The sequence below is a fragment of the uncultured Clostridium sp. genome, from assembly GCF_900547735.1.
GTDB lineage: Bacteria > Bacillota > Clostridia > Lachnospirales > Lachnospiraceae > Otoolea.
Map to the genome: position 1 here is coordinate 12,437 of NZ_URHZ01000037.1, position 26,271 is coordinate 38,707.

Genomic DNA, 26,271 nt, shown 5'->3' on the forward strand with positions numbered 1-26,271 from the left:
CAGGAGGAGACAGATATGAAATTATTTTTTACCTATTTAAGAAAAGCGGTGGTATGTACAATCGTACTGGGGGCGCTCTGCACGGTTGTTTATCCGGCGGCCCTGACCCTGGCAGGCCAGGCCATGTTCCCGGCTCAGGCAAACGGCAGCCTGATTAAGGCCGTCGTCGGCGGTGAGGAGCGCACGGTCGGCTCAAAGTATGTGGGGCAGCAGTTTGAAGAACCCTGGTTTTTTCACGGCCGTATTTCTTCCGTCGGCTATAACTGTTACACAACAGAGGAAAAGGAGGACAAAAGCTACGGCGGAGTTGCCTCCGGGTCGTTCAACTATGGAAATTCCAATCCCGATTTGAAAACACGGGTGGAGGCGGATCTGGAAGCGTTTATGAAGTCCCATCCCGGTGTCGGACAGGAGGACATTCCCGCAGACCTTTTGACAGCCTCCGGGTCCGGTCTGGATCCCCACATCACGGTCCAGGGCGCAAAGGTGCAGGTGGGAGCGGTTTCGAAAGCCTCGGGCCTTTCGGAGGAAGAGCTGTATCAGATTATCGAAAACAACACCGAGGAAAAGGTCCTGGGGATATTCGGAGAGGAGAAAGTAAATGTGCTGGGGTGTAATCTGGAAATAGCGGAGAGGATGGGAGAATAAGGGCAGGGCCGATGTGAATTTCCATTCTGTTTATGACCTATTTCTTTTCGATGATATGTTATTGACACATGGTTCGGCGGGGGATATAATTGTCATCGCATTCGAATGAGAAAGAAGGTCTTGCGATGACTCGGGATATGACGGAAGGGAATATTACGAAACACCTGTTACTGTATTCGGTGCCGCTTATATTCAGTGATTTGTTACAGCAGCTTTATCACACGGTGGATTCCGTTGTGGTGGGGCAGTTTAAGGGGAAAGAGGCGCTGGCGGCGATCGGGGCGGCCGGGCCGATTATGAATATTCTGATTTTTATGATTGCCGGAATCACGATGGGAGCTTCTATTTTGATGGCGGAGTATTTTGGCGCTAAGAATTATAAGAGGCTCAGGGAAGAACTGTCAACCTCGCTTGGCGCCGGACTGATTCTGACCGTTGTACTGACGGTGCTGTTTTTCGCGGGAAGTGATTTTTTCATACGGCTCACACGGACTCCTGTGGAAATTTCCGCTTTGGCGGCAAGGTATCTGAGGGTGATTTCCGGAGGGCTTATCTTTACGTTTCTTTATAATATCCTGGCGGCGGCCCTGCGGGCGACCGGGGATTCAAAAACTTCGCTCTATGTTTTGATGTTCAGCACGGCAATTAATGTTTTCCTGGATGTCTATTTTGTCAGGAACCTTCAGATGGGAGTTCTGGGGGCGGCCTATGCCACCGTGATTTCGGAGGCGGTTTCATCGGTGGTGCTGCTTATTTATATCTATAGGAAGGTGCCTGCCCTGTGTCTGAAACCTTCGGAAATACGGATTGACCTCCCGCTTTTGAAAAGCACCGTGAATTACAGCTCGGTTTCGGCGCTTCAGCAGACCATGCTTTATCTCGGCCGCTTACTGGTGCAGTCGGGTGTCAATACCCTGGGAGTGGATGCGATTGCGGCTTTTAATGCGGCATCCATCATAGACAGCTATGTGCTGGCGCCCGGGAGCAGTTTTGCTTCGTCGGTAACCACTTTCTCAGCCCAGAACAAGGGCGGAAGAAAATTCGACCGCATTCCGAAGGCATTTAAGATTACAATGGTGATAGCCGTCACCTATACGGTTTTTGTCACATTTGCCATTCTGTTTGCCGGACGGCCGCTGTTTGAGATTTTCCTGAAACCCAGCGAGACGAATGCCATTGCAATCGGCCTTGCCTATCTGCGTCCGATGGCCTGCTTTTATTTTATGGCGGGAATCACATACAGTTTCCAGGGATATTTCAGGGGCATAGGAAAATTGAAATTCACGCTCATGGGTACCCTGATCCAGATGCCGATCCGGATTATACTGACCTACAGTCTGATTGCGGATATCGGACTGAAATCCGTTGCCGTGGGAACGACATTGGGATGGACCTGCATGATTATTTTTGATATTTATGTATATAAAAAGTACGGAAGTTCCTTCGAATAAGTTCAGGTGAAGTAAGGAGAGCGGGGGAAGGGACGGCGAAAGAGAATGAATCCCTCCGGCGGATATAAGGATCCCCGGAGGGATTTTTGGATTGATAGGAAATTAGGTCCTGTGTAAAAAAACGCTCCGCGAGGATGCACATGCCGCGCGGTTTTCCAAAACACCGCTTTTACGGGGGAAAGCTGCGGCACGGGGGAAAATCTTAATGCAATCTTAATACCATCCGCTTATTTCCTTATACGTCTTTTAAAAATAGTCTGATATACTGTAACCGATTAGGATGAAGGAAATGAATGAAAAGAATCGTTACGGTACACTCTCACAGACAGAGGTGATTTTATGGAAGAGACCAGAAGCAGCCCCGAGGAGTTTTTGCGCCGAATCAAGAATGAGGAAGAGGCAAAAAGCAGGGGCAGCCTGAAAATATTTTTTGGATATGCAGCAGGGGTGGGAAAAACATATGCGATGTTACAGGCCGCCCATGAAGCGAAACGGCGCGGCATTGATGTGGCTGCCGGTTACGTGGAGCCACATGCACGGCCTCAGACCGCCCGGCTGTTAAATGGGCTGGAGCTTCTTCCGGCCAAAGGAATCCGCCACGGCGGCATTACGCTGCAGGAGTTCGATCTGGATGCGGCCATAGCGAGAAAACCGCAGCTTCTTCTGGTGGATGAGCTGGCGCACACCAATGCGGAGGGCTGCCGCCACCGGAAACGGTACCAGGATGTGAGGGAACTGCTCAATAACGGCATCGACGTCTACACAACAATCAACGTCCAGCATATTGAGAGCCTCAACGACCTTGTCGCCTCCATCACGGGCATTACGGTGAGGGAGAGAATCCCGGATTCTGTATTTGACAATGCGGAGCAGGTGGAGCTTGTGGATATTGAGCCGGGTGAACTGATAGAGCGCCTTAAAGAGGGCAAGGTTTACCGGAAAGAGCAGGCCGAAAAGGCGCTGGGAAATTTCTTTTCGGTGGAAAATCTCGTTGCCCTGAGGGAAATTGCGCTGCGCAGATGCGCGGACCGGGTCAACCGGATGTCGGAGCAGTCGGGCGGGAAGGTGAACCGGAGCTTTGCCGATGAGCACATTCTTGTATGTCTGTCGGGTTCGCCGACCAACGCGAAAATTATCCGCACCGCAGCCAGGATGGCGGCGGCATTTAAGGGGAGCTTCACGGCCGTGTTCGTGGAAACGCCGGATTTCGCATCCTCCTCCGATGAAAATAAGGAGAGGCTCAGGCAGAACGCCCGCCTTGCGGAGCAGCTCGGGGCGGCGATTGAAACCGTATATGGGGAGGACATCGCTTTTCAGATTTCCGAATTTGCCCGGTTGTCCGGCGTATCGAAAATTGTACTCGGCAGAAGCAGCACGCGCCGCAGCTTTTTGCTGGGGCCGCCGCCGTTAACCGAGAGGATTACCAGGATGGCCCCTAATCTGGATATCTATATTATTCCGGATCAGATTGCCCTGTCTTACCGGGCTAGGCGCCATTTTTCAAAGAAGCAGAAGCTTTCCATGGCGGAGCTTGCAATGAGCCTTCTGGTGCTGGCGGCCGCTACGGCGGTCAGTTATCTGTTTGATCTGCTTCAGTTCAGCGAAGCCAATATTATAACCATCTATATTCTCGGCGTGCTGGTGACCGCAGTTGTCACATCACACCGGCTGTACAGTTTGATAAGCTCCGTGATCAGCGTCCTGCTTTTTAACTTTCTGTTCACGGCGCCCAGGTTTACGCTTAACGCCTATGATCCGAAGTATCTTGCCACCTTTCCGATTATGTTCATAGCGGCATTCCTGACCAGTTCCCTGGCGGTCAAGATTCAGCGCCAGGCGCGCCAGGCGGCTGAGACGGCTTACAGGACCAAGGTGCTGTTTGATACAAACCGGGCGCTCGGCAATGAAAAAGATCTGACCGGGATGATTTCCGTGACATGTAACCAGTTGACAAAGCTGCTGGACCGGGATATTCTGTTCTACAGAATCCGGAACGGCGGTCTGGCCGCCCCGCAGCTCTTTGCCGTTCACAGTGAAAATTCGCTGTCGGCCTATACCGATGAAAATGAGCGAGCCGTGGCCGCCTGGGTTTTCCATAATAATAAGCGCGCGGGCGCGACAACCGGGACACTGGGCAATGCCAAGTGCCTCTATCTGTCCGTGCGGATGTCACAGGAGGTATTCGGAGTCGTGGGAATCGCCATAGACGGGGAGCCCCTCGACGCGTTTGAGAACAGCATCATGCTTTCAATCCTGGGGGAATGTGCCCTGGCGCTTAAGAATGATAAGGTGTCAAAGGAGAGGGAGGCCGCCGCGCTGATGGCGAAGAACGAACAGCTTCGGGCCAATCTGCTGCGCTCCATTTCACATGACCTGAGGACGCCCCTGACCTCGATATCAGGTAATGCGGGAATTCTGCTTTCCAGTGAGGACTGCATTGACAGGGAAAAACGGATCAGGCTTTACGAGGATATCTATGACGATTCCCTCTGGCTTATTAATCTGGTGGAAAATCTGCTGTCGGTTACAAGAATCGAGGACGGGACAATGAAACTGCGGCTGACGGCAGAGCTTCTCGATGAGATTATTGCGGAGGCCCTGCGTCATACGGACAGGAGGCGCAGTGAACACAATATCCGGGTCGTATCGGATGATTCCCTTCTGCTTGTGAGGGCGGATGCGAGGCTGATTATGCAGGTGATTATCAATCTGGTGGACAATGCCATCAAATATACGCCCCGCGGTTCGCAGGTCACGGTCGAAACAAAGAAAATGGGCGAAGCCGCCGTCGTGACCGTAGCGGACACGGGAGACGGCATCTCAGGAGAGGTTAAAGAACATATCTTTGATATGTTTTACACCGCGGGAACCAGGGTGGCCGACAGCCGCCGCAGCCTTGGCCTCGGCCTGGCTCTCTGCAAATCAATTATTACGGCACACGGAGGGACGATTACGGTCACGGACAATGTGCCCCATGGAGCTGTCTTTACATTTACTTTACCGCTTGAGGAGGTAACCCTGCATGAATAAACCGTTAATTTTGGTAGTGGAAGACGATGCTGCCGTCAGAAATCTCATCACCACAACGCTGGAGACCCATAAGTACCGGTTCCGGACCGCTGCGACGGGGGAGACGGCCATAACAGAGGCGGTCTCCTATAATCCCGACGTGGTTTTGCTGGATTTGGGACTTCCCGATATGGATGGGATTGATATTATACACAAGATTCGTTCCTGGGCCAAGACGCCCATCATCGTGCTCAGCGCCAGAAGCGAGGATACGGATAAAATCGACGCCCTGGATGCAGGAGCGGACGACTATCTGACAAAACCGTTTTCCGTGGAAGAGCTGCTGGCCCGTCTGCGCGTCACCTTCCGCAGGCTGAACGACGCAGGGAACGGCTCTGCGCCGGTTTCTGTCTTCACAAACGGAGATATGGAAATTAATTATGCGGCGGGAACCGTTACCCTGAAAAAGGAGGAGCTTCATCTGACTCCGATTGAATATAAGCTGCTCTGCCTGCTGGCGAAAAATGTGGGCAAAGTTCTGACGCATACCTATATTACAAAAGAAATATGGGGAAGCGCCTGGGATAACGATGTGGCGTCGCTGAGAGTTTTTATGGCGACTCTGAGAAAGAAGATTGAGGCGGATCCGTCCAATCCCCAGTATATTCAGACGCATATCGGAGTGGGGTACAGGATGTTGAAAGTCTAGGGGGAGAGCTATGGCGTTAAGCGGCGGGCTTCAATGGACATTTGATTCGGAAGCCGAAAAGTATGAAAAAATGCGTCCGGGATACGTTCCGGAGTTGTATGAGGATATCTGGCAGTACATTCCAATCGAACGGTCGAGCCGTGTTGTGGAAATTGGAATTGGCGGAGGGCAGGCGACCTTGCCGGTGCTGATGAAAGGATGCAAAGTGACCGCCGTGGAATGCGGCGGGAATTTGGCGGAGCTGTGCCGTCTTAAATTCAGGGAATTTCCTGATTTTTTGGTGGTAACGTCTAAATTTGAAGAATTTAAGTGTGAAAGTAATTCCTGCGATCTTGTATACTGCGCATCCGCATTTCACTGGATCCCGGAAGAGACGGGATATGAGAAGGTCTATGATATACTGAGAAGCGGCGGTGCCTTCGCCCGGTTTGCCAACCATCCATACATAGAGAAAGGCAGGGGAGGACTCGGGGAAACGCTCCAACAAATCTACTCGCTATACATGCCCGGTTCCTCAAGCCCCGGCGAGTACCGGGAGGAAGATGCCCGGAGGCGTGCGGAAACGGCGCTAAAATACGGATTTACCGATATAAGCTGCCGGCTCTATCACAGGACAAGGGTTTTTACGGCGGAAGAATACACCGCCCTTCTCGGCACGTATTCCGACCATATTGCGATTGAAGAACAGAAAAGAAGAAAATTCTTTTCGGAAATAGAACGGGCCATTCATCATTCGGGCGGCCAAATCACCCTATTTGATACAATTGATTTAGAGCTTGCACGGAAACCCTGAGAGGAAAAGAAATTGTGCTCAGCTTACCGTCTTAAATTTAAACGGCATAGCCAAAACTGGCTATGCCTCAAAGTGCAATACGCCATACGTATCCGGGCTTGCCCGCCTGCCTGATTAGCGCTCAAAGGGGGGAAAACTGTATCAGGCGGGACTGGGTAAGGGTACAGAGTATTGCCGGGACTGTTGATTCATTGACACAGCTATCTTACCATCATCGGTATCATCAGGCAGATCGCTTTCATAAAGTCCGTTTTCATTCATATCTCCTTAATATTTTAAATCAAATATTTCGGTCACATCCATACGCAACCCTTTAGCGATCGATATCATCGTATTCTGAGTTGGAGAAGTATCCCCGATCGCAATCTTGTTAAGCGTCGTATGCGATATGCCGGTCATTCGTTCAAGTTGTCGGTAAGTCAAATTTCTCTTGTCCATGATTACCTGTAGTTGGTTCCGTATTTTCACTGTCAAACCTCTTTTTCATGTATCTTTTTTAAGGCGCGCGCTTGTCTTATAGCGATAGTATAGCATGAAGTCTGTCAGGAATGTTTTACATTATTTGATAAAGTTCAGTAACATTCGACAAACCTGAAGAGCTTTCCCTTACACAGCGGGCGCACCAACACCTTCCCTTTTCCGCCGGCCGTCAAATCGCGCCCCTCTTGAAAAATCCCCTCTGATTCAGTATAATGAACTCATATTGCCGCACTAACGAAACCCAGCGGATACGGAGGCCGCATAACATGGATCAGACTTTTTTACGCCAGCTTAATGAATGGAATGAAAGTGAAGAATATCAGAAAATCATAGACTTTATAGAGGCTCTTCCCGAGAAAGAGCAGACCCCGGTCCTGATCAGTGAGCTGGCCTGTGCCTGCAATAACCTGGCCGGTGAGGGAGACAGCGGACTTTTTAAGAAAGCGGTCCGTCTGCTGGAATCGGTTGGGGAAGAACTCGGCGCGGATCACAGATGGAATTTCCGTATGGGTTATGCATGCTACTATCTAAACCGGGACAAGAAGGCGAAATACTACTTTGAAAAAGCGTTGGAAGCGCTCCCGGGAGATGAAGACACGATAAATTTTATTGAGGAATGTGAACGGAACCTTGTTATTCCCGTATCGATGAAACCCTTCCGGCAGAGAGTAAAGGAGGGCTGGGATTCGTTTCTTGAAGGGGAAGCCGAGCTTCGCGGGATGATAAAGCGCAGGGAACATGGAGAAAAGGTGGCCGGTTTATGCGCCGATCTCCTTTCCCCGGCTTTTGAGAATATCTGCTTTGAGATGGGATTTAACGGGGAGAAATGCGATCTGTTCCTGACACCGGACGGAGAAAGGGCACGCCTTATAAAATTCGTCTATTTTAAAGAACATGCGCCGGAAGAATTATTTGAGAACTGGAATATCGGAATTGGAAGACAGCCGTCAAAAGGATTTGAACTTAGAATGTACGGGCAGGGAATCGGCACGGAAGATGCCCTGGTATGGATCGAAGAACTGGACGACAAGCAGATAGGACTTTCCATATTCTGTGAAAAGCTGATTCCTCTTTTAAAGGAAAATGAGAACCAGGCCTATTCGATGATGGCGATTCTAGTGGATCAGGCAATCGGAGAAATACCCGCGATCCGTTATATCGGCTACCTGGATCTAATCGGGGAACCCAAAGAGGGCGATTCGATCCGGCTGGATCATCTGAAGGAATACATAGAAGGCCGGGATGCCGTCACGGCCGAGGAACTGTGCGGCTGGTATACGTGTTACACGATGGAGCCAAGTGAGAAAGAGGAATGGTTCCTGAGGGAAGACAGCTTTGCCGGGGTCACTACCTGCCCCGAAGTGGTAAGCGGTTATTTAAGCGGTGACGACAGAATTATGGAAGATTTCCATCAGGACGGAGCGGTTCCGGGATTTTTCTTCTATCCATTAGAGAGGAACGAGCGGAGCAAAGCCCTGGATCTGCGTGACAGCATTGAGAAAGAGATTACGGACAAAGCGGGGGATGCCGTGACATTCACCGGCGGGGCTACGGGTACGGAATATGGATACCTGGATTTTGTGGCCTGGGATTTACGGCAGGTTTTGGATGCGGCGGCGGCCGTATTCAGCAGACGTAAGATGGAAGCGGCATTCCACTCATTCCGAAGGGATGTGAGCGGAGTGGGCCTGAGCAGGAAGGAGGACGGAAGATGAGTATCGGACTGACCTTCACTGCCAGAGCGGGAAAAAAAGAATTCCTTATCAATGAGATAAAGGAACTGGCCGCGAACAGCGGATATGGGCTGACCGTGAATGACGGCTGGCTGAGAGTTTCATTCTGTCCCATGGGAGAACTGACGATGGAATGGAAGAAAGAAAGCGGCATGATGGGCCGGTGGCTTATCTCGGGAGAATGTTATTCCACACCGTCGGGGGCCGGATTCCATGCGGCGGCGGTCCGCTTTCTGGATGAACTGGAGAAAAAGGCGCTTAAAAACCTGGAGGTGTCGGATGATACGGAATACTATGGACACCGTGATTTCGAGCGCATGAAGAGTGAACATTTTTATCCCTGGCTCAATGCGCTGAAAAGACACTGCGCGGAGCGCGGCGGTGAGTACAGCAATTTCTGCCTCTGCTGGGATTTGGATCAGTATCAGCCGGAAGAGATAAAGGGCAGCGTTATCACGCCGATGGGCCGTTTTGATGTAAAGAAAATGACGGAACAGGTGGAGGAGCATGGCATCGGCTGGCTGGCGGAACGCTTTTTTATATGGGACACCGAGGAAAAAGACGCCCTGTATTACCGTAACTGCGCCATTCATTTCCTGTGGGAAGACTGCTATTTCGTCCCATCCGAAAGAAGTGAAGAGGACAGGGAATGTAATGAAAGGATTCTCGACTGTCTTGAAAGAGCGGCCGAACTGGATCGCAGCCTCCCCCTGCCCCTGTCTTCCTACCGTGAAATCTGCGGACTGGCCGGCAGAAAACCTGCCATCGGGGAGGATGCAGAGGAGATGGAGACGGACTTCCCAATCGGATACCGCAAAGGGACGGTGACACATGCCTTCGGTGATCTGCGTATTACTCTGCCCGGGAACTGCCTGTATGAGTGGGAGGAGTATGAAGATAGGAAAGGCTGCAGCATGTGGTGGAATCCGGGGACGGATGAGCCCGTATGGCGCGTCAGCGGCTTTAAAAGGAGAGAGGGAAATGCGGAATTTTCCGAGCGCAGCCTCGAACGTGACAGGGAAGAGTTTGATATCCCCGGCGGACGGGTCCGCATCGGCTGGAATGAGGAAGAGGAGGACGGACAGCCGCTATTTCAGGCGGTCTGTGAGGCCGTTTCCGGTCCGTCCCTGTTTCTTATAACGGCAACTTTTATAAGAAGCGAAGAAAAAGAAGAGATTTATGCCCTTATGAGAAAATTAAAAGCGGTGGAGCATAACGAAGAAGTAAATCATACGGAAAGTTACAACCAATAGAATAGAGAAGAGAGAACTGCGGCCTCCAAAGCCGGATACGGGCAATCGGCGGCAGGAAACAGCATGAAAGGTGAGAAAAATGGAAAAAGAAATATTATGGTCGGACAGAAAGAGACTCTGGTGCGGTTTACCCTGGACATTTACCGTGTACAGCATGTCCGAGGACAGACTTTTTATAAAAAGAGGAATTTTTAATCTGAGGGAGGATGAGGTGCGCCTCTACCGCATCAAGGATTTGGGACTTGAGAGAAGCCTGCTGCAGCGGATGTTCGGCCTGGGAACCATCCGTATTGTTTCCAGTGATTCAAGCCTCGGGAACTTTGAACTGGTCAATGTGAAGAACAGTTCCGATGTCAAGGAGCAGTTATCAAGTCTTGTGGAGGAGGAGAGACAGAGAAAGAAAGTTTCCTCCAGGGAATTTATCAGTTTCGAACAGGATGAGGAGGACGACGGACTCGATACCGAATAAAAGAGGACCGGAACCTTTGGAATTTCATAAAAAGTATGGAAAATGCCCCGCTGGAGAGATACTCCGCGGGACATTTTTTTAATTCATAGGAAATTACGTCCGATGAATCAAAAACGCTCCGCGAGGATGCACATGCCGCGCAGAGGTAAATAGTCGCTGAAGCAACCGCGCGGCAGCGCAAGAATCCAGCGAGCGGGATCCTTTGTTCTCTGTTGAGAAAAATAATACTAGTAAACATTATCATTATCTGCTATAATGCTTTTAAATACAGAAATGTTTTGGATTGCAAGAGATAACTATGGGAGTCCTGCATAGTTATAAATTAGTTACTGTTCTATTTTTCACTGTGGGAGAACGGTAACATAAATTATAGGAGGATAAACAGATGAATATACTTACTGGAATACTGATCCCCTTTATCGGTACCACGGCAGGGGCAGCCTGCGTGTTCTTTTTAAAAGATCAGATAAAACCCGTTATACAGAAAACACTGCTGGGATTTGCCTCCGGTGTTATGGTTGCCGCCTCGGTGTGGTCGCTTTTAATACCGGCCATGGATATGTCTGAAGGGATGGGAAAACTGGCATTTATTCCGTCGGCGGTCGGCTTCCTGTTCGGAATCGCATTTTTGCTTCTGATGGATAAACTGATTCCCCATCTCCATTTGAACAGTGACGAACCGGAGGGCACAAAAAGCAGTCTGAAAAAGACGACGATGCTGGTGCTGGCCGTGACGCTTCACAATATACCGGAGGGAATGGCGGTCGGCGTGGTATTTGCCGGACTGCTGGCCGAGAACAGCGGTATCACGATGGCGGGCGCCATGGCGCTGTCCATCGGTATTGCGATACAGAACTTCCCGGAGGGGGCGATCATTTCACTGCCCCTTAAATCCGAGGGCGGCAGCAGCCGCGGAAAGGCATTTTTCCTTGGAATGCTGTCGGGTATTGTAGAACCGGTGGGAGCGGTCCTGACAATCGCCATGTACCGTTTCATTGTGCCGGTGCTTCCTTATCTGCTGGCGTTTGCAGCAGGAGCCATGATTTACGTTGTAGTGGAGGAACTGATACCGGAATCGGCCGAGGGAGAACACTCCAACATGGGAACCATCGGATTCGCGGCAGGCTTTGTGATTATGATGATTCTGGATGTGGCGCTCGGATAAAACATGCCCCGGGATTTCCGTAAAAAACAGGTGAAATCATGCGGGGAAACACGTCCTGTATGAACGGTAACATCAGATCCGCTCCCGCATCATAAAGTAGAGTAAAGAAAGAACCGGAGGACTGTCATGGCAACAGTCAGTCTCTGTATGATAGTAAAGAACGAGGAGAAGGTGCTGGGACGCTGCCTCGATTGTGCAAAGGAGATAGCAGACGAGATTATCATCGTAGATACGGGATCAAGCGACGGTACAAAGGAAATTGCATCAAAATACACCGATCAGATTTATGATTACGAATGGAAGGACGACTTCGCATCCGCAAGGAATTTTGCGTTTTCAAAGGCATCCATGGATTACTGCATGTGGCTGGATGCGGATGATGTGATTCAGGAGAGCGAACAAAAGAAAATAAACGAACTGAAGAAACAACTGACGCCGGCAGATTCCGCTGTCATGATGAAGTATGTAACTGCTTTTGACGACAGGGGAAAACCGGCGTTTTTATTTGACCGGGAACGTCTTCTCAGGAGAGAGGACGGATATCTCTGGAGCGGCCGCGTGCATGAGGCGGTTACGGTCAGGGGAAAAGTTATTTATTCCGATGCAATGATAGAACACCATTCCATAAAGAAAGAGTACAGTGAAAGAAACCTGAAAATCTATGAAAGAATGATAGCGGAAGGGGAGAAACTGGAACCGCGCCATCAGTTCTACTATGGACGGGAGTTGTATTACCATGGGAGAAATGAGGACGCGGTCGGAGTATTCGAGCAGTTTCTGGAAAACAGGGAAGGAGAGGCCTGGCTTGAAAATCTGGTGGACGCCTGCCGGTTCTGTGCCCTGTGCCTCTACGGCCTGGGAAGGGGGGAGGAGGCTCTTAAAAAACTTTTCCATACTTTTTCCCTCGATGTCCCCAGACCCCAGATTTGCTGTGACATTGGAAAACACTTCCTGGATGCAGGACGTTACAAGCAGTCGGAGTACTGGTACCGTCAGGCCATGCAGACATCCTATGAACCACTCCCGGGAGCCTTCGTGGAACCGGAGTACCGCGAGTTCGTGCCCGCCATCCAACTGGCTGTCTGCCTGGACCGCCAGGGGAAATACGTGGAAGCCGCAAGATACAACGATCTGGCCGCCTACTACAAACCCGATTCGGAAGCAGTGAAACAGAACAGAATATACTTTGAGGGAAAAACAGCCGGAAAACAATAAGAACCATTTTTTCATACACCACGTCCCGACTTCCGGGTATCGTCCGGGGATTTACCGGCGTGAGGGCGGGGCGTGGATAAAGCGTTGCGATGCACAGAAACGGCAAAATACGCGCGAAAACGCCTCGCGGGACATTACCTGTGAACAGTAACCGAATGGTAGCCCCGCCTCCTTATTTCTCAATTAAGAAACTTGCAAAACCCATTTTTTTATGTAATAATAAGACAGATTAATACCAGATCTGGAGGAATATCATGGCAAAAACACAGTATGATGCGGACAGTATTACCGTCCTGGAAGGCCTGGAGGCGGTCCGCAAACGCCCCGGTATGTATATTGGAGGTGTCGGAACAAAGGGCCTGAATCATTTAATATACGAGATCGTGGACAACTCGGTGGACGAGCACCTGGCCGGGGAGTGTAACGATATCTGGGTCACTCTGGAGGCGGACGGCTCCTGTACCGTGCGCGACAACGGCAGGGGAATCCCGGTGGAGATGCACAAAAAGGGAGTTTCAGCGGAAAGAATCGTACTCTCCACCCTCCATGCGGGCGGAAAATTCGATAATAATGCGTATAAAACAAGCGGCGGTCTTCACGGAGTCGGTTCTTCCGTGGTGAACGCCCTTTCCGAGCATATGGATGTGAGAGTGTACAAGAACGGCTGTATCCATCATGATGCCTATGAGAGAGGAATCCCCGTTATAAAACTGGAGGACGGCCTGCTTCCCGTTATCGGCAAGACGCGGGAGACGGGAACCAGGATTAACTTTAAGCCCGACGGAGAAATCTTTGAAAAGACGCGTTTCAAGGCGGACTGGCTGAAGAGCCGTCTTCACGAGACCGCATACCTGAATCCCAAGTTATCCATTCACTATGAGAATAAAAGAGCAGGGGAAGCGGAGAAAATCACCTACAGTGAGCCGGAAGGCATCCTGGCTTACGTTAAGGAGCTAAACAGCACCAAGTCACCGGTCCACGAACCGTTTTATTTTAAAGGGACATCGGAGAACATTGAGGTGGAGGTGGCATTCCAGTTTGTGGATACATTTGAGGAAAATGTGCTGGGATTCTGCAACAATATTTTCACTCAGGAGGGCGGAACCCATCTGGTGGGATTCAAAACACGTTTTACCACGATGATCAACAGTTACGCCAGGGAACTGGGGATTCTGAAGGACAAGGATTCCAATTTTACGGGCGCAGACACAAGAAACGGCATGACGGCCGTCATTGCGGTCAAGCATCCGGACCCGATTTTTGAGGGACAGACAAAGACAAAGCTGGCCAGCGCCGACTGTACGAAAGCCGTATTCAATGTGACGGGGGAAGAGCTGCAGTTATATTTCGACCGCAATCTGGAGGTGCTGAAGGCAATCATCGCCTGTGCGGAGAAGTCCGCCAAGATCAGGAAAGCGGAGGAAAAGGCCAAGACCAACATGCTGACAAAATCCAAATTTTCCTTTGACAGCAACGGTAAGCTGGCAAACTGCGAGAGCCGCGACGCAGAGAAATGTGAAATCTTCATTGTCGAGGGAGATTCGGCCGGCGGCTCGGCCAAAATGGGCAGAAACCGTCAGTACCAGGCAATCCTTCCCATCCGCGGAAAGATCCTGAATGTGGAGAAGGCCACAATGGACAAGGTTCTGGCCAATGCCGAGATCAAGACGATGATCAACACCTTCGGCTGCGGATTTTCGGAAGGCTACGGCAATGATTTCGATATCAGCAAGCTCCGTTATAACAAGATTATCCTGATGACGGATGCCGACGTGGACGGCAGCCATATCGATACGCTGCTTCTTACCTTCCTTTACCGCTTTATGCCGGATCTCATCAACGACGGCCATGTCTATATTGCCATGCCGCCTCTGTTTAAAGTAATCCCGAAGAAGGGGGAGGAGGAATACCTCTACGATGAGAAGGCGCTGGAACGTTACAGAAAGAAGCACGGGGGTGATTTTACCCTGCAGCGTTACAAAGGTCTCGGTGAGATGGACGCGGAGCAGCTCTGGGAAACGACGTTAAATCCGGAGACTAGAATCTTAAAGCGCGTTGAGATAGAAGATGCCAGAATGGCGTCCGAGATTACGGAGATGCTGATGGGAAGCGAGGTACCTCCAAGACGCCGGTTTATTTATGAGCATGCCGATGAGGCGGAAATCGACGCATAAACGGGGCGCTTCGGCCGGGCGTGCGGCGGATCAGGCTTTACATGGCCGTGATAATACCCGGTGAAAACAGAAAATTGCAGGAGATAGAATAAAGAATGGCTGAGAAGATAATCACAACGGAATACTCGGAAGAGATGCAGCGCAGTTATATGAACTACTCCATGAGTGTCATTACGGCCAGGGCCATCCCGGATGCCAGGGACGGTCTGAAACCGGTACAGCGCCGCGTGCTTTATGATATGAGCGAGCTGCGTCTGGGGCATGACAAGCCTCACAGAAAATCGGCCCGTATCGTCGGCGACACGATGGGTAAATACCATCCCCACGGGGACAGCTCCATCTATGAAACACTGGTTGTCATGTCCCAGGTCTTTAAGAAGGGAATGCCGCTTGTCAACGGCCACGGCAACTTCGGTTCCATCGAGGGAGACGGAGCCGCCGCCATGCGGTATACGGAGGCGAGACTGGAGAAATTTGCAGAAGAAGTATATTTAAAGGACCTGGATAAGACGGTAGACTTTGTGCCCAACTACGACGAGACGGAGAAGGAACCGGAAGTTCTTCCCGTACGTGTTCCCAACCTCCTGATCAACGGCGCGGAGGGAATTGCCGTAGGTATGAGCACCAGCATTCCGCCCCATAATCTCGGGGAGGTGGTCGATACGGTCATGGCTTATATCGACAATCCGGACAGCACGACGGGAGAGCTTTTAAATATCCTTCACGGCCCCGATTTTCCGACGGGAGGCATCATCGCCAATAAGAGCGAGCTCCTGGATATCTATGAGACGGGAAGCGGACGCATTAAGCTCCGCGCAAAGCTGGATGTGGAGCTGGGCAAGAGGCGCGTGGACAAGGACAAGCTGATTATCACCGAGATACCGTATACGATGATCGGCGCCGGAATCAACAAATGCCTGGTAGACATTGCCGATCTGGTGGAGTCCAAGAAGCTCACCGACGTGGTCGACATTTCCAACCAGTCCAATAAAGAGGGCATCCGTATCGTCTTAGAGCTTAAAAAAGACGCAGACATAGAAAAAATCAAGAATATCCTTTACAAGAAAACAAAGCTGGAGGACACTTTCGGAGTCAATATGCTGGCCATCGCCGGAGGCCGGCCTGAGACACTGAGTTTAAAGGGAATCCTCAAAAACTACCTGGATTTCCAGTATGAGAATAACACAAGAAAATACAATGTACTCCTGGAAAAAGAGCTGGAAAAGAAGGAAATTAAGGAAGGCCTGATCAAGGCCTGCGATGTGATCGATCTGATTATCGCAATCCTCAGAGGCTCAAAGAACCTGAAGGACGCCAAGGCCTGCCTGATGAACGGCGATATTTCCAACATTAAATTCCGCGTGCCGGGATTTGAGGAGGACGCAAAACAGCTTCATTTTACCGAGAAACAGGCATCCGCAATCCTGGAGATGAGACTGTATAAACTGATCGGTCTTGAGATTATGGCTCTTGAGAAGGAATACAAAGAGACACTTAAAAAGATCCGGGAATATGAAAAAATCCTTTCCAGCAAAATCACAATGGATGATGTGATCAAGAAAGACCTGGAAGGAATCAAGGCAGAGTTTGCAACGCCGAGAAGAACCCTGCTCGAGGACGGCAAGGAGGCGGTCTATGATGAGACGGCCGTGGAAATCCGGGAAGTCGTCTTTATCATGGACCGGTTCGGCTACAGCAAGCTGATAGACAAAGCCACTTACGACAGAAACCAGGAGACGGTAGACGGGGAGAATCCATACGTCATCCCATGCCTGAATACCGATAAGATCTGTCTTTTTACGGACACAGGCCTTCTGCACCAGGTAAAGGCGTCCGACATTCCGTACGGAAAGATGAGAGACAAGGGAACTCCAATCGACAACCTGTGCAAATTCGATGGAACAAAGGAACGGCCTATTTTTATCATCAATGCGTCGGCGCTGCTTGGCAGACGCCTGCTCTTTGCAACGAAAGGAGCGATGGTAAAACTCGTTCCGGGCGAAGAATTCGAGACAAACAACCGAATGGTGGCGGCCACAAAGCTGCAGGAGGGCGATATGGTAATCAGTATCCAGCTTACCGACGGCAAAACGGAAGCTGTCCTGCAGACCACAAACGGTGTATTCCTGCGCTTTGACCTGGAAGAAATTTCAACCCTGAAAAAGAACTCCAAGGGCGTGCGCGGCATTAAACTGGGACGCGGGGAAGAACTGGAAGAAGTCTACCTCCTGGGCGCAGACGGCGAGCCGACCGTGATGTACAAAGAAAAGCAGGTACATTTAAACCGGCTGAAGATAGGAAAGAGAGACGGAAAAGGGAGCAAGGTCAGACTTTAATACTAATTTAAGGCTGAACTGCCGATTTCCAAGGGCTAAAGCCCCTGGAAATCGGCAGTTCAGGTCAACAGTCCGACGGCTGCATGCTTACAAAGCACGCAGCCGTTTTTATGATGAATTCAAAATAGCACCACTCAATCTGGAATGAAATCGCTATCTGACAAAGGTCAGAGTCAGGTATTTTATTTTCCAGGTACCCTTTACCCGTACGATACGGATTTTGGCATTCCATGTCTGAGTATAGGCGCTTCCGTCCGCGGAGACATAATCGGCTTTGACAACACCGAAGAAACTGATATCATCAGGCAACGTCTGCAGCCGTTCCACCTCGATACCGCTGCTTTTCAGGCGGCCTCCTTTCGGGTTCGATCTGAAAAAGGTAAGGAAGGTTCCATCCCGAACGGCCATATCAAAGGCCTCCTCCGTTAAATCGGGCCGGTATCTCTGCTCACAGTGTTCAAGAAACGTTTCCGGTTCCAAATCCGGGCTGTCGGTGAAAAGCGATTCAATTTTTGAATCAGTGGTAATGCTCAATAAAATATTCTTAGCCATTCTGTCGGGGGCGTGCCTGTGATAGTATATGCCTGCGGCAATGGCTAAAAGGCTGCAAACTAATATGAAAAAAACTGCAATTTTTTTATGCCGGATTGCCATCACCCCCATTTCACAAATGATCATTCTTTAAAAGCGTTGTTTCTTGTTCCGCAATTGCCTGACACCATGCCGTTACAATGAAATGCTGCACATAGAAACCGTCAACAAACCGTGAATTATACCTTCTCTACAGGAATCCATATCTCACTATAGTTGTCATCCGGATTTTCACATGGCGGTGTATACATCTCGATATTATAGTTACCCGCAATCTTATACGCCTTGCAGGACGGCAGCCATTCGCTCCATATCCTTGTATTCACATCCTGCAGCGCATTCGGCAAGGCGCCGTGGCAGGGGAAGATAGCCCATGTACATGCCGGAATGACTTTCGTTACATAACCCTCCGGAACCTCATTCCATGGAATGTAATTATCGGCAATCATGTACTCAAAGTCCTTCCCTTCATCGTCCAGACATACCCCGAACATTCCGCATACGGTTTTGCATCCGCCGCTTTCCTTATGTTCCGTCCAAAACCTGGGAATCTCTTTATAAGAAGTCTCCATATTAAATCTGCGCAACATTCCCATTACTGTAAACTGTGCCTTTTCGGCAATCCTGTACTCCAACATAGTACCGCCCTCCAATGTGAGTTTAATTTTCAGCGGTGCAAAAGAATTCAGCTTACTTCCTTTTTCTCTTGCTGCGGAAGGACTGATTCCATGAAACTTCGTAAATGCCCTGGCAAAGCTGTCCGGCGAATCATAGCCATATTTCAGTGCGGCATCAATCACCTTGATATCGGTAGAGCAAAGCTCCTGCGCAGCAAGCGTCAGCCGCCGGTTCCTTATATACTCGCCGACCGTAAAGCCGCATAATACATGGAAGATTTTCTGAAAATAAAAACTGGACACATGCGCCTTATCTGCAATTTCACTAATACTGATATCTCCAGTCAAATTCTCTTCAATATATGCAATCGCATTAGTGATGCCGTCATTCCAACCATTCATACAATGTCCTCCTTCGTTGTCCGCTGTAACTATATTATATAAACAACAACGTCCGCCTGCCCGACTCTTATTGTCTTCTTCTGTCGGACAGCCCGGCCCATCATCAACCATCAAAATATCTCTGTCTTAACAATATTTTACCATCATTCCAACCGTTTGTGTAAACAACATCCGTCATCATAGAAAAAACGAAAAAATTTCATCCAAGCCCCATAAAAAATGCCTAACATCCTTCCTAACCCGGCCTTCCCCCGGCACTCAAAAAAACGTAGTGCCCGCGACAATACCACCGCCCACTTGAAAAAACAGAACAATTCAGCCGCCGCAAGCCAGAGTCAGGAATGGTGATGTAATTGGATAAGTGCGACCTCATCTACTCCGATGGAAGTAACCTCCGGATCATCTGGCAGCTGGAACCGGCTGCCTTCAGCGCTTATTGTAATGAAGATGACGGCAGAGGATACGGAGGCGCAGGTTCAGGCCTGGTTTGCTATGGATGAGAGACGGGATGAGCTGGGCTTAGTCTGTTACCATTGGCGCGGAGCGGGGGCATTAGAGCAACGCTAAAAAACGCTTCCTCATATTTAAAATTTCTTTTCATTCTAAATATTAATTCGATTGCAATCCTTTGCAAATAAAAAATGAATTGTGAAAATAAACCAAAAATCCAAATAAGATTCTGTAGATATTTGACAATTGAAACTTGCGATTACTTGCGATATAATTCAAATAACAGAAAATAACAAGTATAGAACTTGGATAACAAAGTTTAAGTGATCGGGAGGAAGCAGATGGCAGTAATAGGTGTGGATATCGGCACTTCCGGCTGTAAAGCTTCTGCCGTCGGGGCGGACGGGGAGATACTGGCGGGCGCCTACCGGGAGTACACTCCCAAAGCGACGTCAGACGGAGGCCAGGAACTGGACAGCCGGCAGGTGATGAAAGATGCGATGGAGGTGCTGCGGGAGACCGCGGTCCGGTGCGGCGGAGAAAAGATTGAGGCAATCAGCGTTTCATCGCTGGGGGAATCCGTAGTTCCGTTGAGCCGGACGGGAGAGATTTTGGCCGACGCCATCATTTACTCCGATTCCAGGGGAGAGGATGTGGAAAAAGAGCTGGCCGGCCGCGTGGATCGGGAGCGCTTTTTTGAGAAAACGGGATATGATCCGTCCCGGGTCTCCTCCGTCTGCCGTATCATGTGGCTGAAAAAGCATAAGCCCGAGATATATCGGCAGGCATCGTTTTTTCTCCCGATGAATTCCCTGCTTCTCTTCCTGCTGGGGGCAAAACCGCATATCGACTATACGCTGGCATCCACCACCGAGATGTTCGATATCTGGGAGAAAAAGTGGGATCGGGAGATTTTAAAAGCGGCGAGGCTGCCGGAAATTCTCCTTCCCCCGGCGGTGGAACCGGGAACCGTGGTAGGGACAATCCAGGACGGGACAGCCGGCCGGCTTGGCCTTCCGAGGGGAGTTCTCCTGGTCGCAGGAGGCCATGACCAACAGTGCGTATCCCTGGGGGCCGGGGTAATCAGAGACGGGGATGTCCTGGACGGGATGGGGAGCGTGGAGGCCGTGGGTGCGGTAGCGGGGCGTCCGCCTGATCTGAGACTGCTGGCGAAATACAATCTTTCGGTGGAACCCCATGTGATTCCGGGGAAATATTCCATCTATGGCTGCACGATGACGGCGGGAAGGGCCGTGAAATGGTTTCGGGACTGTTTCTGCCAGGACCTGGTTCTGGCGGCCGTGCAGGAGAGAAAAGATGTCTATGACTTAATGTTTGATATGGTCCCGAGAGAACAGAATAACGTGATCTGGATTCCCTATTTTTCTGGAGCCGGGACGCCGTTTAATGACCCGGAGGCCAAAAGCATCCTATTGGGGGCGGATCTTAAGACCGGCCGCGGGGAACTCTTTGCGGCTCTGCTGGAAGGGATCGCGTTCGAGTTACAGCTCAATCTGGAATGTCTGGAGGCGGCCGGAGTTACCCTGGGGGAAATCCATGCGGTGGGAGGGCTGGCTAAAAACGAGCGATACCTCCGGATGAAAGCGGATCTCATGGGCCGCGATATCGTGACACTTAGCTCCAATGAAGCCGGGACGCTGGGAGCGGCCATTCTCGCTATGAAAGCCGCCGGTGGCTGCCGGACGATGGAAGAGGCGGCGGACGTCATGGTCAAGGTGAAAAAGAGAATCCGCAGTGAGCCGGACCATTTTTCCTATTACCAGGATAAATACGACCGGTATAAAGAAAACCATCCGTGGTATGTCCGTTCGGGAATCGGCCAGCTTCACGTTTCACATAAGAAAATTTAGCTGCGATTCACAGCCGTTCGAGAAAGCGGATAGGTGTGAACCGTGGAAAAATTTATCATAAAAACACCGGGTGATACCGGAAAACCAAAAGCGGCAGATATGCCGCCACAAAAAGGAGGAAAAGATATGAAGAAAATGCTCAACCTGGCGCTCGCTGTTTGTCTGGTCTGTACATCCCTGAGCGGCTGTTCCGCAAAAGAAAGCGGTTCCGCAGCGAAAACACCGGAGACTCCGGCTGCGGATGCTGTGGCTCCCGCGGACACGTCTGCCCCTGCAAATGAGGCGGGTTCCGCCGAAAGCGCCTCGGCGGACAGCGGGAAAAAGATGAAAATCGGCCTGTCGGTCATGGACCTGTCGAACTCTTATTTTGCCGAGTTTTCCAACGGAGCGCAGAAGTACGCGGATGAGAACGGGATCGATCTCGTCATCAACGATCCACAGTCAGACACCCAGAAACAGGTATCTGCAATTGAGAATTTCGTCAGCTCAGGCTGCGACGCCATCATCGTTAGCGCTCTGGACGCAGAGTCCAGCAGAGGCGCTATTGCGGAGGCGGAGGCAGCCGGAATCCGCGTGATCACGGAGACGACATTCATCGAGGAGGCCACCAGCTGCGTGACATTTGAAGAGTATAATTTCGGCTATGCGTTGGGCACGGCGGCAGGCAAATGGATCTCAGAGGAGCTGGGCGGCAAGGCGGAATATGCCATTTTAAACCAGCCGACACTTCCGCAGGTGATCGAGCGTGAGAACGGAATCAGGGCCGGAATTGAGGAGTATGCGCCGGATGCAGAACTGGCGGCCACGGCGGCTGCGAACCTGACTGACACCGGCATGCGCGCGGCGGAGAACATTCTTCAGGCCCACCCGGATGTACAGGTGATTCTGGGCGTAAATGACAGCGGGGCGCTGGGAGCATACGAGGCGGTTATGGCCTCCGGAGTAAACACCGACCACTTCTTTGTCGGCGGCTGTGACGGCGCGTCGGAAGCGCTCTCCAAGATCAAAGAAGGGACGATATATCGGGCGTCCGCTGGTCTGGAGCTGCCCAATGAGGATATCGGACGCCTCTGCATGGATTATGCGGTCAAAGCGGCGAACGGGGAAAAGCTGGAGAGTATCTATTATCTCGATTGTGTGGCCATCGACGGCTCCAACGTGGATACTTACCTGACCAATTAACCTGCAAGGAAGAGAGGTATGGAAGGCGGTCTGTCGTCCATACCTCGTCATAGGGAGGTGAAAATGTGGCGGTTCCAAGTTTGACGGTCAGAAATCTGACCAAAACATTTCCGGGGGTGAAAGCACTAAACGACGCCAGCATCGAGTTTTATCCGGGTGAGGTTCACGCTCTTCTGGGAGAGAACGGGGCGGGGAAATCAACTCTGTGTAAAATCCTGTCGGGCGCCTATGGAGCGGACAGCGGAGAGATCTACATAGACGGACGGCAGTATCAGGGGTTCACCCCATCGGAAGCAAAGAAGGCCGGGATCGGCATTATCTATCAGGAATTCAATCTGGTTCCGGCATTGAGCGTATATGAAAATCTGTTTCTGGGGAAAGAAATCCGAAATGGGATCATGCTGAAGCGCAGCGAGATGATCCGGCGGACGAAAGAAGTTTTCGACCGACTGAAGGTTTCCCTGGATCCGGTGCGGCCGGTGGGGGAACTCAGCATCGCCTATCAGCAGCTGGTGGAGATCGGGAAAGCCATCTATGAAAATGCAAAAATCCTGATCATGGACGAGCCGACGGCTCCTCTGACAGGGCAGGAGGTCGGCGTCCTGTTCGAGATCATCCGGGATCTGAAACGCCAGGGAATCACGATTATCTATATTTCGCACAGAATCGAGGAGCTCTTTGAGCTGGCGGAGAAAGTAACAGTTATGTGCGACGGCCGCGTGATCCGCACCCTGAATACGGCCGAGACCACCCGCAGGGAATTAGTCAGCCTGATGGTGGGCCGGGAGCTGGGAGAGAGCTACCCTGAAAAAGGGGATAGCTGTACAGGGGAGACGGCGCTCCAGGTTTCCCATCTGACGACCGGCAAATTAAAAGATGTGTCATTTGAAGTCCGCGCAGGAGAAATACTCGGCTTTGCCGGGTTGGTGGGAGCCGGGCGCACCGAGATTGCCAGGGCGGTTTTCGGAGCGGATGTCCGGACTTCAGGAGAGATTTCAGTGCATGGCCGGCCGGTCCCGATCCGGACGCCGTCCGATGCGATCCGGGCGGGTATCTGCCTGATTCCGGAGGATAGAAAGGGGCAGGGAATTCACCTGCACCTGAGTGTACGGAACAATATCTCGCTCACCAGGGTAAAATCTTTAAGCCGGTTTATGATGGTGCAGAGGGGGAAGGAGCAGAAACTGATTGATCAATACATTCATGCTCTGGAGATTAAGACCCCGTCCGACGCACAGTTGACCGACCATCTCTCCGGCGGAAACCAGCAGAAGGTGGTGCTCTCCAAATGGCTGGCGGCTAACTGCAATATCATGATATTTGACGAACCGACCCGCGGCATAGACGTGGGGGCGAAGCAGGAGATTTACCAGCTGATGGCAAATCTGCGCAGGGAAGGAAAGGCGATTATCATGATATCCTCCGAGCTTCCGGAGCTGATTGGGATGAGCGATCGAATTATGGTGATGCACGAAGGGCGGTTGAGCGGCTTCCTGAGCGGTTCAGAGGTGACGCAGAGTGCAATATTGGAACTTGCTTCCGGCGGAAGCAGGGAAAATAGTTTGGGGGTGGAATCTTGAAAGGTAAAAAAATACAATTGTCAACGATCAGCGTGTTTATCATCCTGGCTGCGGAGATCCTGTTTTTTGCGCTGACGGCGGATAATTTCTTCAGCTCGTCCAATCTTCTGAGCGTGGGGCGGCAGGTTTCCATGACCGGTATAGCGGCCGTGGGAATGACCATCCTTCTCCTGGTCGGTGGAATCGATATTTCGGTGGGAACGATGTGTGCGTTTACCGGGGTGGTCTGTACCAAATTAGTGGTGCAGGGGCAGCTGCCGATCTGGCTGGCCGTGATCATCACACTGATGGTGGGCGCGTGCTGCGGCGCCGTCAACGGCTTTATGTGTACATATTTTAAAATCCCGGCTATGATCGGAACGATGGCCATGCAGACCATTGCCAAAGGCGCTGCCTACCTTCTGACGGGAGGGATTCCGATCTACGGCCTGCCCGACAGTTTCCGGGTATTCGGACAGGGGTATATCGGTAAAATCCCGGTGCCGCTCTGCATTATGGTGGCCGTATTTATCCTCGGTTTTGTGCTTCTGGAAAAAACGTATTTTGGACGTCACATTTATGCGGTCGGAGGGAACCAGGAGGCCGCGCGTTTATCCGGCATTAACACCACAAGAGTGCAGATGATCTGCTATATCGCATGCAGCACCTTGGCGGCGGTTGCCGGCATTATCATGGCTTCCCGCGTCAATTCGGGCCAGCCGTCGGTGGGGGTCGGTTTTGAGATGGATGCAATCACGGCTTCCGTCTTAAGCGGAGTCAGCCTGATGGGCGGCGAAGGCCGTATCGTCAATGTGGTGGCCGGCGTTCTGATTATGGGAATTCTGTCCAACGGTATGGTTATGCTGGATTTGACCGAATATACACAGTGGCTGGTTAAAGGAATCGTCCTGCTCTTTGCGGTGGCGGTGAATAATGTTCAGAAAGGGCTGGTGAAAAAACATGCTTAAGACATCGGCTTTTCGTGGAAACCGGCAGTTTGACATCCAGGAAGTTCCAATGCCCCGGGTAGAGCAAGACGGAATCCTGATCCGGGTGGAGGCAGCCGGAATCTGCGGCTCGGATCTCCACATCAGCACGGAGACGCCGCCGTTTCCCGTCGTGCTGGGCCACGAAGTGACCGGGACGATAGTGGAGATGGGAGGACGGGCAAATGACGCCATGTACATTTATGGAGGACCGCTAAAAACGGGAGACCGGATTGTCCTCTATCCGACGGTCACCTGCGGACATTGCGCTAACTGCCTGGACTACGGAAACGGCGCCTATTCCGTCTGCGAGAAGCCCTTCGGCTACGGCGACTGGTTACCCTATCAGGGGGCAGGCGATTATGAGCGCCCGGAAGGGGAGACGGCCCTGACCGGCGGTTTCTCGGAATATATGTATATCTATCCGGGGACGTATCTGTGGAAAGTACCGGAGTCCATGCCGGCCGAGAGAGCAGTTCTTTTGGATCCTCTGGCGGTGGCGGTCAGGACGGTGGAACTGGCCATGCGCTGCCCCGGCACCATGGAAAACTGCCTGGATGAGACCAGGACGGCTCTGGTCATCGGGGACGGGCCGATCGGGGCTCTGACTGCTTTTTATCTACGGATGCTGGGGACTGGCAGGATCGTGGTGGCCGGCGGCCGGAAGAAGCGGCTTGAGATGTGCGGCCAAATGGCTGAGGCTGATTTACTGCTGAATTACAAGACCCAGAGCCTGGAAGAGCGGAAGGAGAAAATCGGAGAACTGACAGGAGGCAGAGGGGCGGATGTGGTCTTCCAGTGTGTGGGGACCGGGCAGGCCTTCTGCGACGGGATTCACCTCATGAAGCGCCTGGGGACGCTGGTGGAGTGTGGAAACGCTATGAAACCGTCCCCCGTAACCTTTGATCCCTTTGCGGATCTCTGCGCAAAACATGCCACGCTGATTGGGATGACGGTAAACACCCCCCATGCCTTCCACAAGGCATTCCGGATTCTGTGTGACCGGAAGGAAAAACTGGAGCAGCTCTTTACCTATTCCTGCGGGCTTAAAGGGCTGGCGAAGACGATGGCCGCCTCCTCTTTTGACGGCTATATGAAAGGGATTGTTTATCCAGGGAGAGAATAAGGAGGCGCGAGGAAAAAAGGAAGGTGCGCGTAGGAATAGGAAAGTGCCTGAA

The 26,271-nt window shown here is 51.3% G+C and carries 20 protein-coding genes; 17 read left to right on the forward strand and 3 right to left on the reverse strand.

Annotated features, from left to right (window positions below; genetic code table 11):
- Positions 1-15 precede the first annotated feature (15 nt).
- The 5 genes from kdpC to QZT18_RS12900 all read left to right on the forward strand — a co-directional run bounded on the left by kdpC (position 16) and on the right by QZT18_RS12900 (position 6,610).
- The gene (gene kdpC, locus QZT18_RS12880; RefSeq protein ID WP_294148406.1) at positions 16-648 is read left to right on the forward strand and encodes a potassium-transporting ATPase subunit KdpC; all 633 of its coding nucleotides are present in this window, start codon (positions 16-18) and stop codon (positions 646-648) included.
- Between the two features lie 125 nt (positions 649-773).
- Positions 774-2,099: an MATE family efflux transporter gene (locus QZT18_RS12885; RefSeq protein ID WP_294148407.1), complete on the forward strand. Its 1,326-nt coding sequence runs from the start codon at positions 774-776 to the stop codon at positions 2,097-2,099.
- Positions 2,100-2,438: 339 nt separating this feature from the next.
- Positions 2,439-5,129 (forward strand): sensor histidine kinase KdpD, encoded by a 2,691-nt coding sequence (locus QZT18_RS12890; protein ID WP_294148408.1) that lies wholly within the window; start codon positions 2,439-2,441, stop codon positions 5,127-5,129.
- Complete coding sequence (locus QZT18_RS12895) at positions 5,122-5,817, forward strand: response regulator (RefSeq protein ID WP_294148409.1); 696 nt, start codon at positions 5,122-5,124, stop codon at positions 5,815-5,817. Before QZT18_RS12890 ends, QZT18_RS12895 begins: the two co-directional genes overlap by 8 nt.
- A gap of 10 nt (positions 5,818-5,827) precedes the next feature.
- A complete protein-coding gene (locus QZT18_RS12900; RefSeq protein WP_294148411.1) occupies positions 5,828-6,610 on the forward strand; it encodes a class I SAM-dependent methyltransferase in 783 nt (260 codons plus the stop codon).
- Positions 6,611-6,877: 267 nt separating this feature from the next.
- On the opposite strand, the gene QZT18_RS12905 is transcribed toward QZT18_RS12900, so the two are convergent.
- Positions 6,878-7,048: a helix-turn-helix transcriptional regulator gene (locus QZT18_RS12905; RefSeq protein WP_125140996.1), complete on the reverse strand. Its 171-nt coding sequence runs from the start codon at positions 7,046-7,048 to the stop codon at positions 6,878-6,880.
- 308 nt (positions 7,049-7,356) lie between these two features.
- On the opposite strand from QZT18_RS12905, the gene QZT18_RS12910 reads away from it, so the two are divergent.
- The 7 genes from QZT18_RS12910 to QZT18_RS12940 all read left to right on the forward strand — a co-directional run bounded on the left by QZT18_RS12910 (position 7,357) and on the right by QZT18_RS12940 (position 17,435).
- Entirely contained in the window at positions 7,357-8,805 is a 1,449-nt protein-coding gene (locus QZT18_RS12910; RefSeq protein ID WP_294148412.1) for a hypothetical protein, read from the forward strand.
- Complete coding sequence (locus tag QZT18_RS12915; RefSeq protein WP_294148413.1) at positions 8,802-10,076, forward strand: hypothetical protein; 1,275 nt, start codon at positions 8,802-8,804, stop codon at positions 10,074-10,076. The genes QZT18_RS12910 and QZT18_RS12915 overlap by 4 nt, the downstream gene beginning before the upstream one ends.
- A gap of 79 nt (positions 10,077-10,155) precedes the next feature.
- The gene (locus QZT18_RS12920; RefSeq protein ID WP_125140551.1) at positions 10,156-10,545 is read left to right on the forward strand and encodes a PH domain-containing protein; all 390 of its coding nucleotides are present in this window, start codon (positions 10,156-10,158) and stop codon (positions 10,543-10,545) included.
- Positions 10,546-10,930: 385 nt separating this feature from the next.
- Positions 10,931-11,710 carry a ZIP family metal transporter gene (locus QZT18_RS12925; RefSeq protein ID WP_294148414.1) on the forward strand — a complete coding sequence of 260 codons (780 nt, stop codon included), beginning with the start codon at positions 10,931-10,933 and terminating at the stop codon, positions 11,708-11,710.
- A gap of 126 nt (positions 11,711-11,836) precedes the next feature.
- Positions 11,837-12,925, forward strand: a complete 1,089-nt coding sequence (locus QZT18_RS12930) for a glycosyltransferase family 2 protein (protein WP_294148415.1) — start codon at positions 11,837-11,839, stop codon at positions 12,923-12,925.
- Positions 12,926-13,179: 254 nt separating this feature from the next.
- Positions 13,180-15,099 (forward strand): type IIA DNA topoisomerase subunit B, encoded by a 1,920-nt coding sequence (locus QZT18_RS12935; protein ID WP_294148416.1) that lies wholly within the window; start codon positions 13,180-13,182, stop codon positions 15,097-15,099.
- 95 nt (positions 15,100-15,194) lie between these two features.
- Positions 15,195-17,435 (forward strand): DNA topoisomerase (ATP-hydrolyzing) subunit A, encoded by a 2,241-nt coding sequence (locus QZT18_RS12940; RefSeq protein ID WP_294148417.1) that lies wholly within the window; start codon positions 15,195-15,197, stop codon positions 17,433-17,435.
- A 153-nt stretch (positions 17,436-17,588) separates the two neighbouring features.
- On the opposite strand, the gene QZT18_RS12945 is transcribed toward QZT18_RS12940, so the two are convergent.
- Together QZT18_RS12945 and QZT18_RS12950 are read right to left on the reverse strand one after the other, a co-directional pair.
- A complete protein-coding gene (locus QZT18_RS12945) occupies positions 17,589-17,843 on the reverse strand; it encodes a hypothetical protein (protein ID WP_294148418.1) in 255 nt (84 codons plus the stop codon).
- Between the two features lie 362 nt (positions 17,844-18,205).
- Positions 18,206-19,045, reverse strand: a complete 840-nt coding sequence (locus tag QZT18_RS12950; RefSeq protein ID WP_294148419.1) for an AraC family transcriptional regulator — start codon at positions 19,043-19,045, stop codon at positions 18,206-18,208.
- 791 nt (positions 19,046-19,836) lie between these two features.
- Between QZT18_RS12950 and QZT18_RS12955 the strand changes: the two genes are divergently transcribed.
- The 5 genes from QZT18_RS12955 (at position 19,837) to QZT18_RS12975 (ending at position 26,219) form a co-directional block, all read left to right on the forward strand.
- Positions 19,837-21,366, forward strand: coding sequence for an L-fuculokinase (locus QZT18_RS12955; protein WP_294148420.1), 1,530 nt, complete (start codon positions 19,837-19,839; stop codon positions 21,364-21,366).
- A 126-nt stretch (positions 21,367-21,492) separates the two neighbouring features.
- Positions 21,493-22,548 carry a sugar ABC transporter substrate-binding protein gene (locus QZT18_RS12960; RefSeq protein ID WP_227029947.1) on the forward strand — a complete coding sequence of 352 codons (1,056 nt, stop codon included), beginning with the start codon at positions 21,493-21,495 and terminating at the stop codon, positions 22,546-22,548.
- A 65-nt stretch (positions 22,549-22,613) separates the two neighbouring features.
- Positions 22,614-24,128, forward strand: a complete 1,515-nt coding sequence (locus tag QZT18_RS12965; protein WP_294148421.1) for a sugar ABC transporter ATP-binding protein — start codon at positions 22,614-22,616, stop codon at positions 24,126-24,128.
- Positions 24,125-25,075 carry an ABC transporter permease gene (locus tag QZT18_RS12970; RefSeq protein WP_227029949.1) on the forward strand — a complete coding sequence of 317 codons (951 nt, stop codon included), beginning with the start codon at positions 24,125-24,127 and terminating at the stop codon, positions 25,073-25,075. The genes QZT18_RS12965 and QZT18_RS12970 overlap by 4 nt, the downstream gene beginning before the upstream one ends.
- 49 nt (positions 25,076-25,124) lie before the next feature.
- Positions 25,125-26,219, forward strand: coding sequence for a zinc-binding dehydrogenase (locus QZT18_RS12975; protein WP_294148422.1), 1,095 nt, complete (start codon positions 25,125-25,127; stop codon positions 26,217-26,219).
- Positions 26,220-26,271 lie beyond the last annotated feature (52 nt).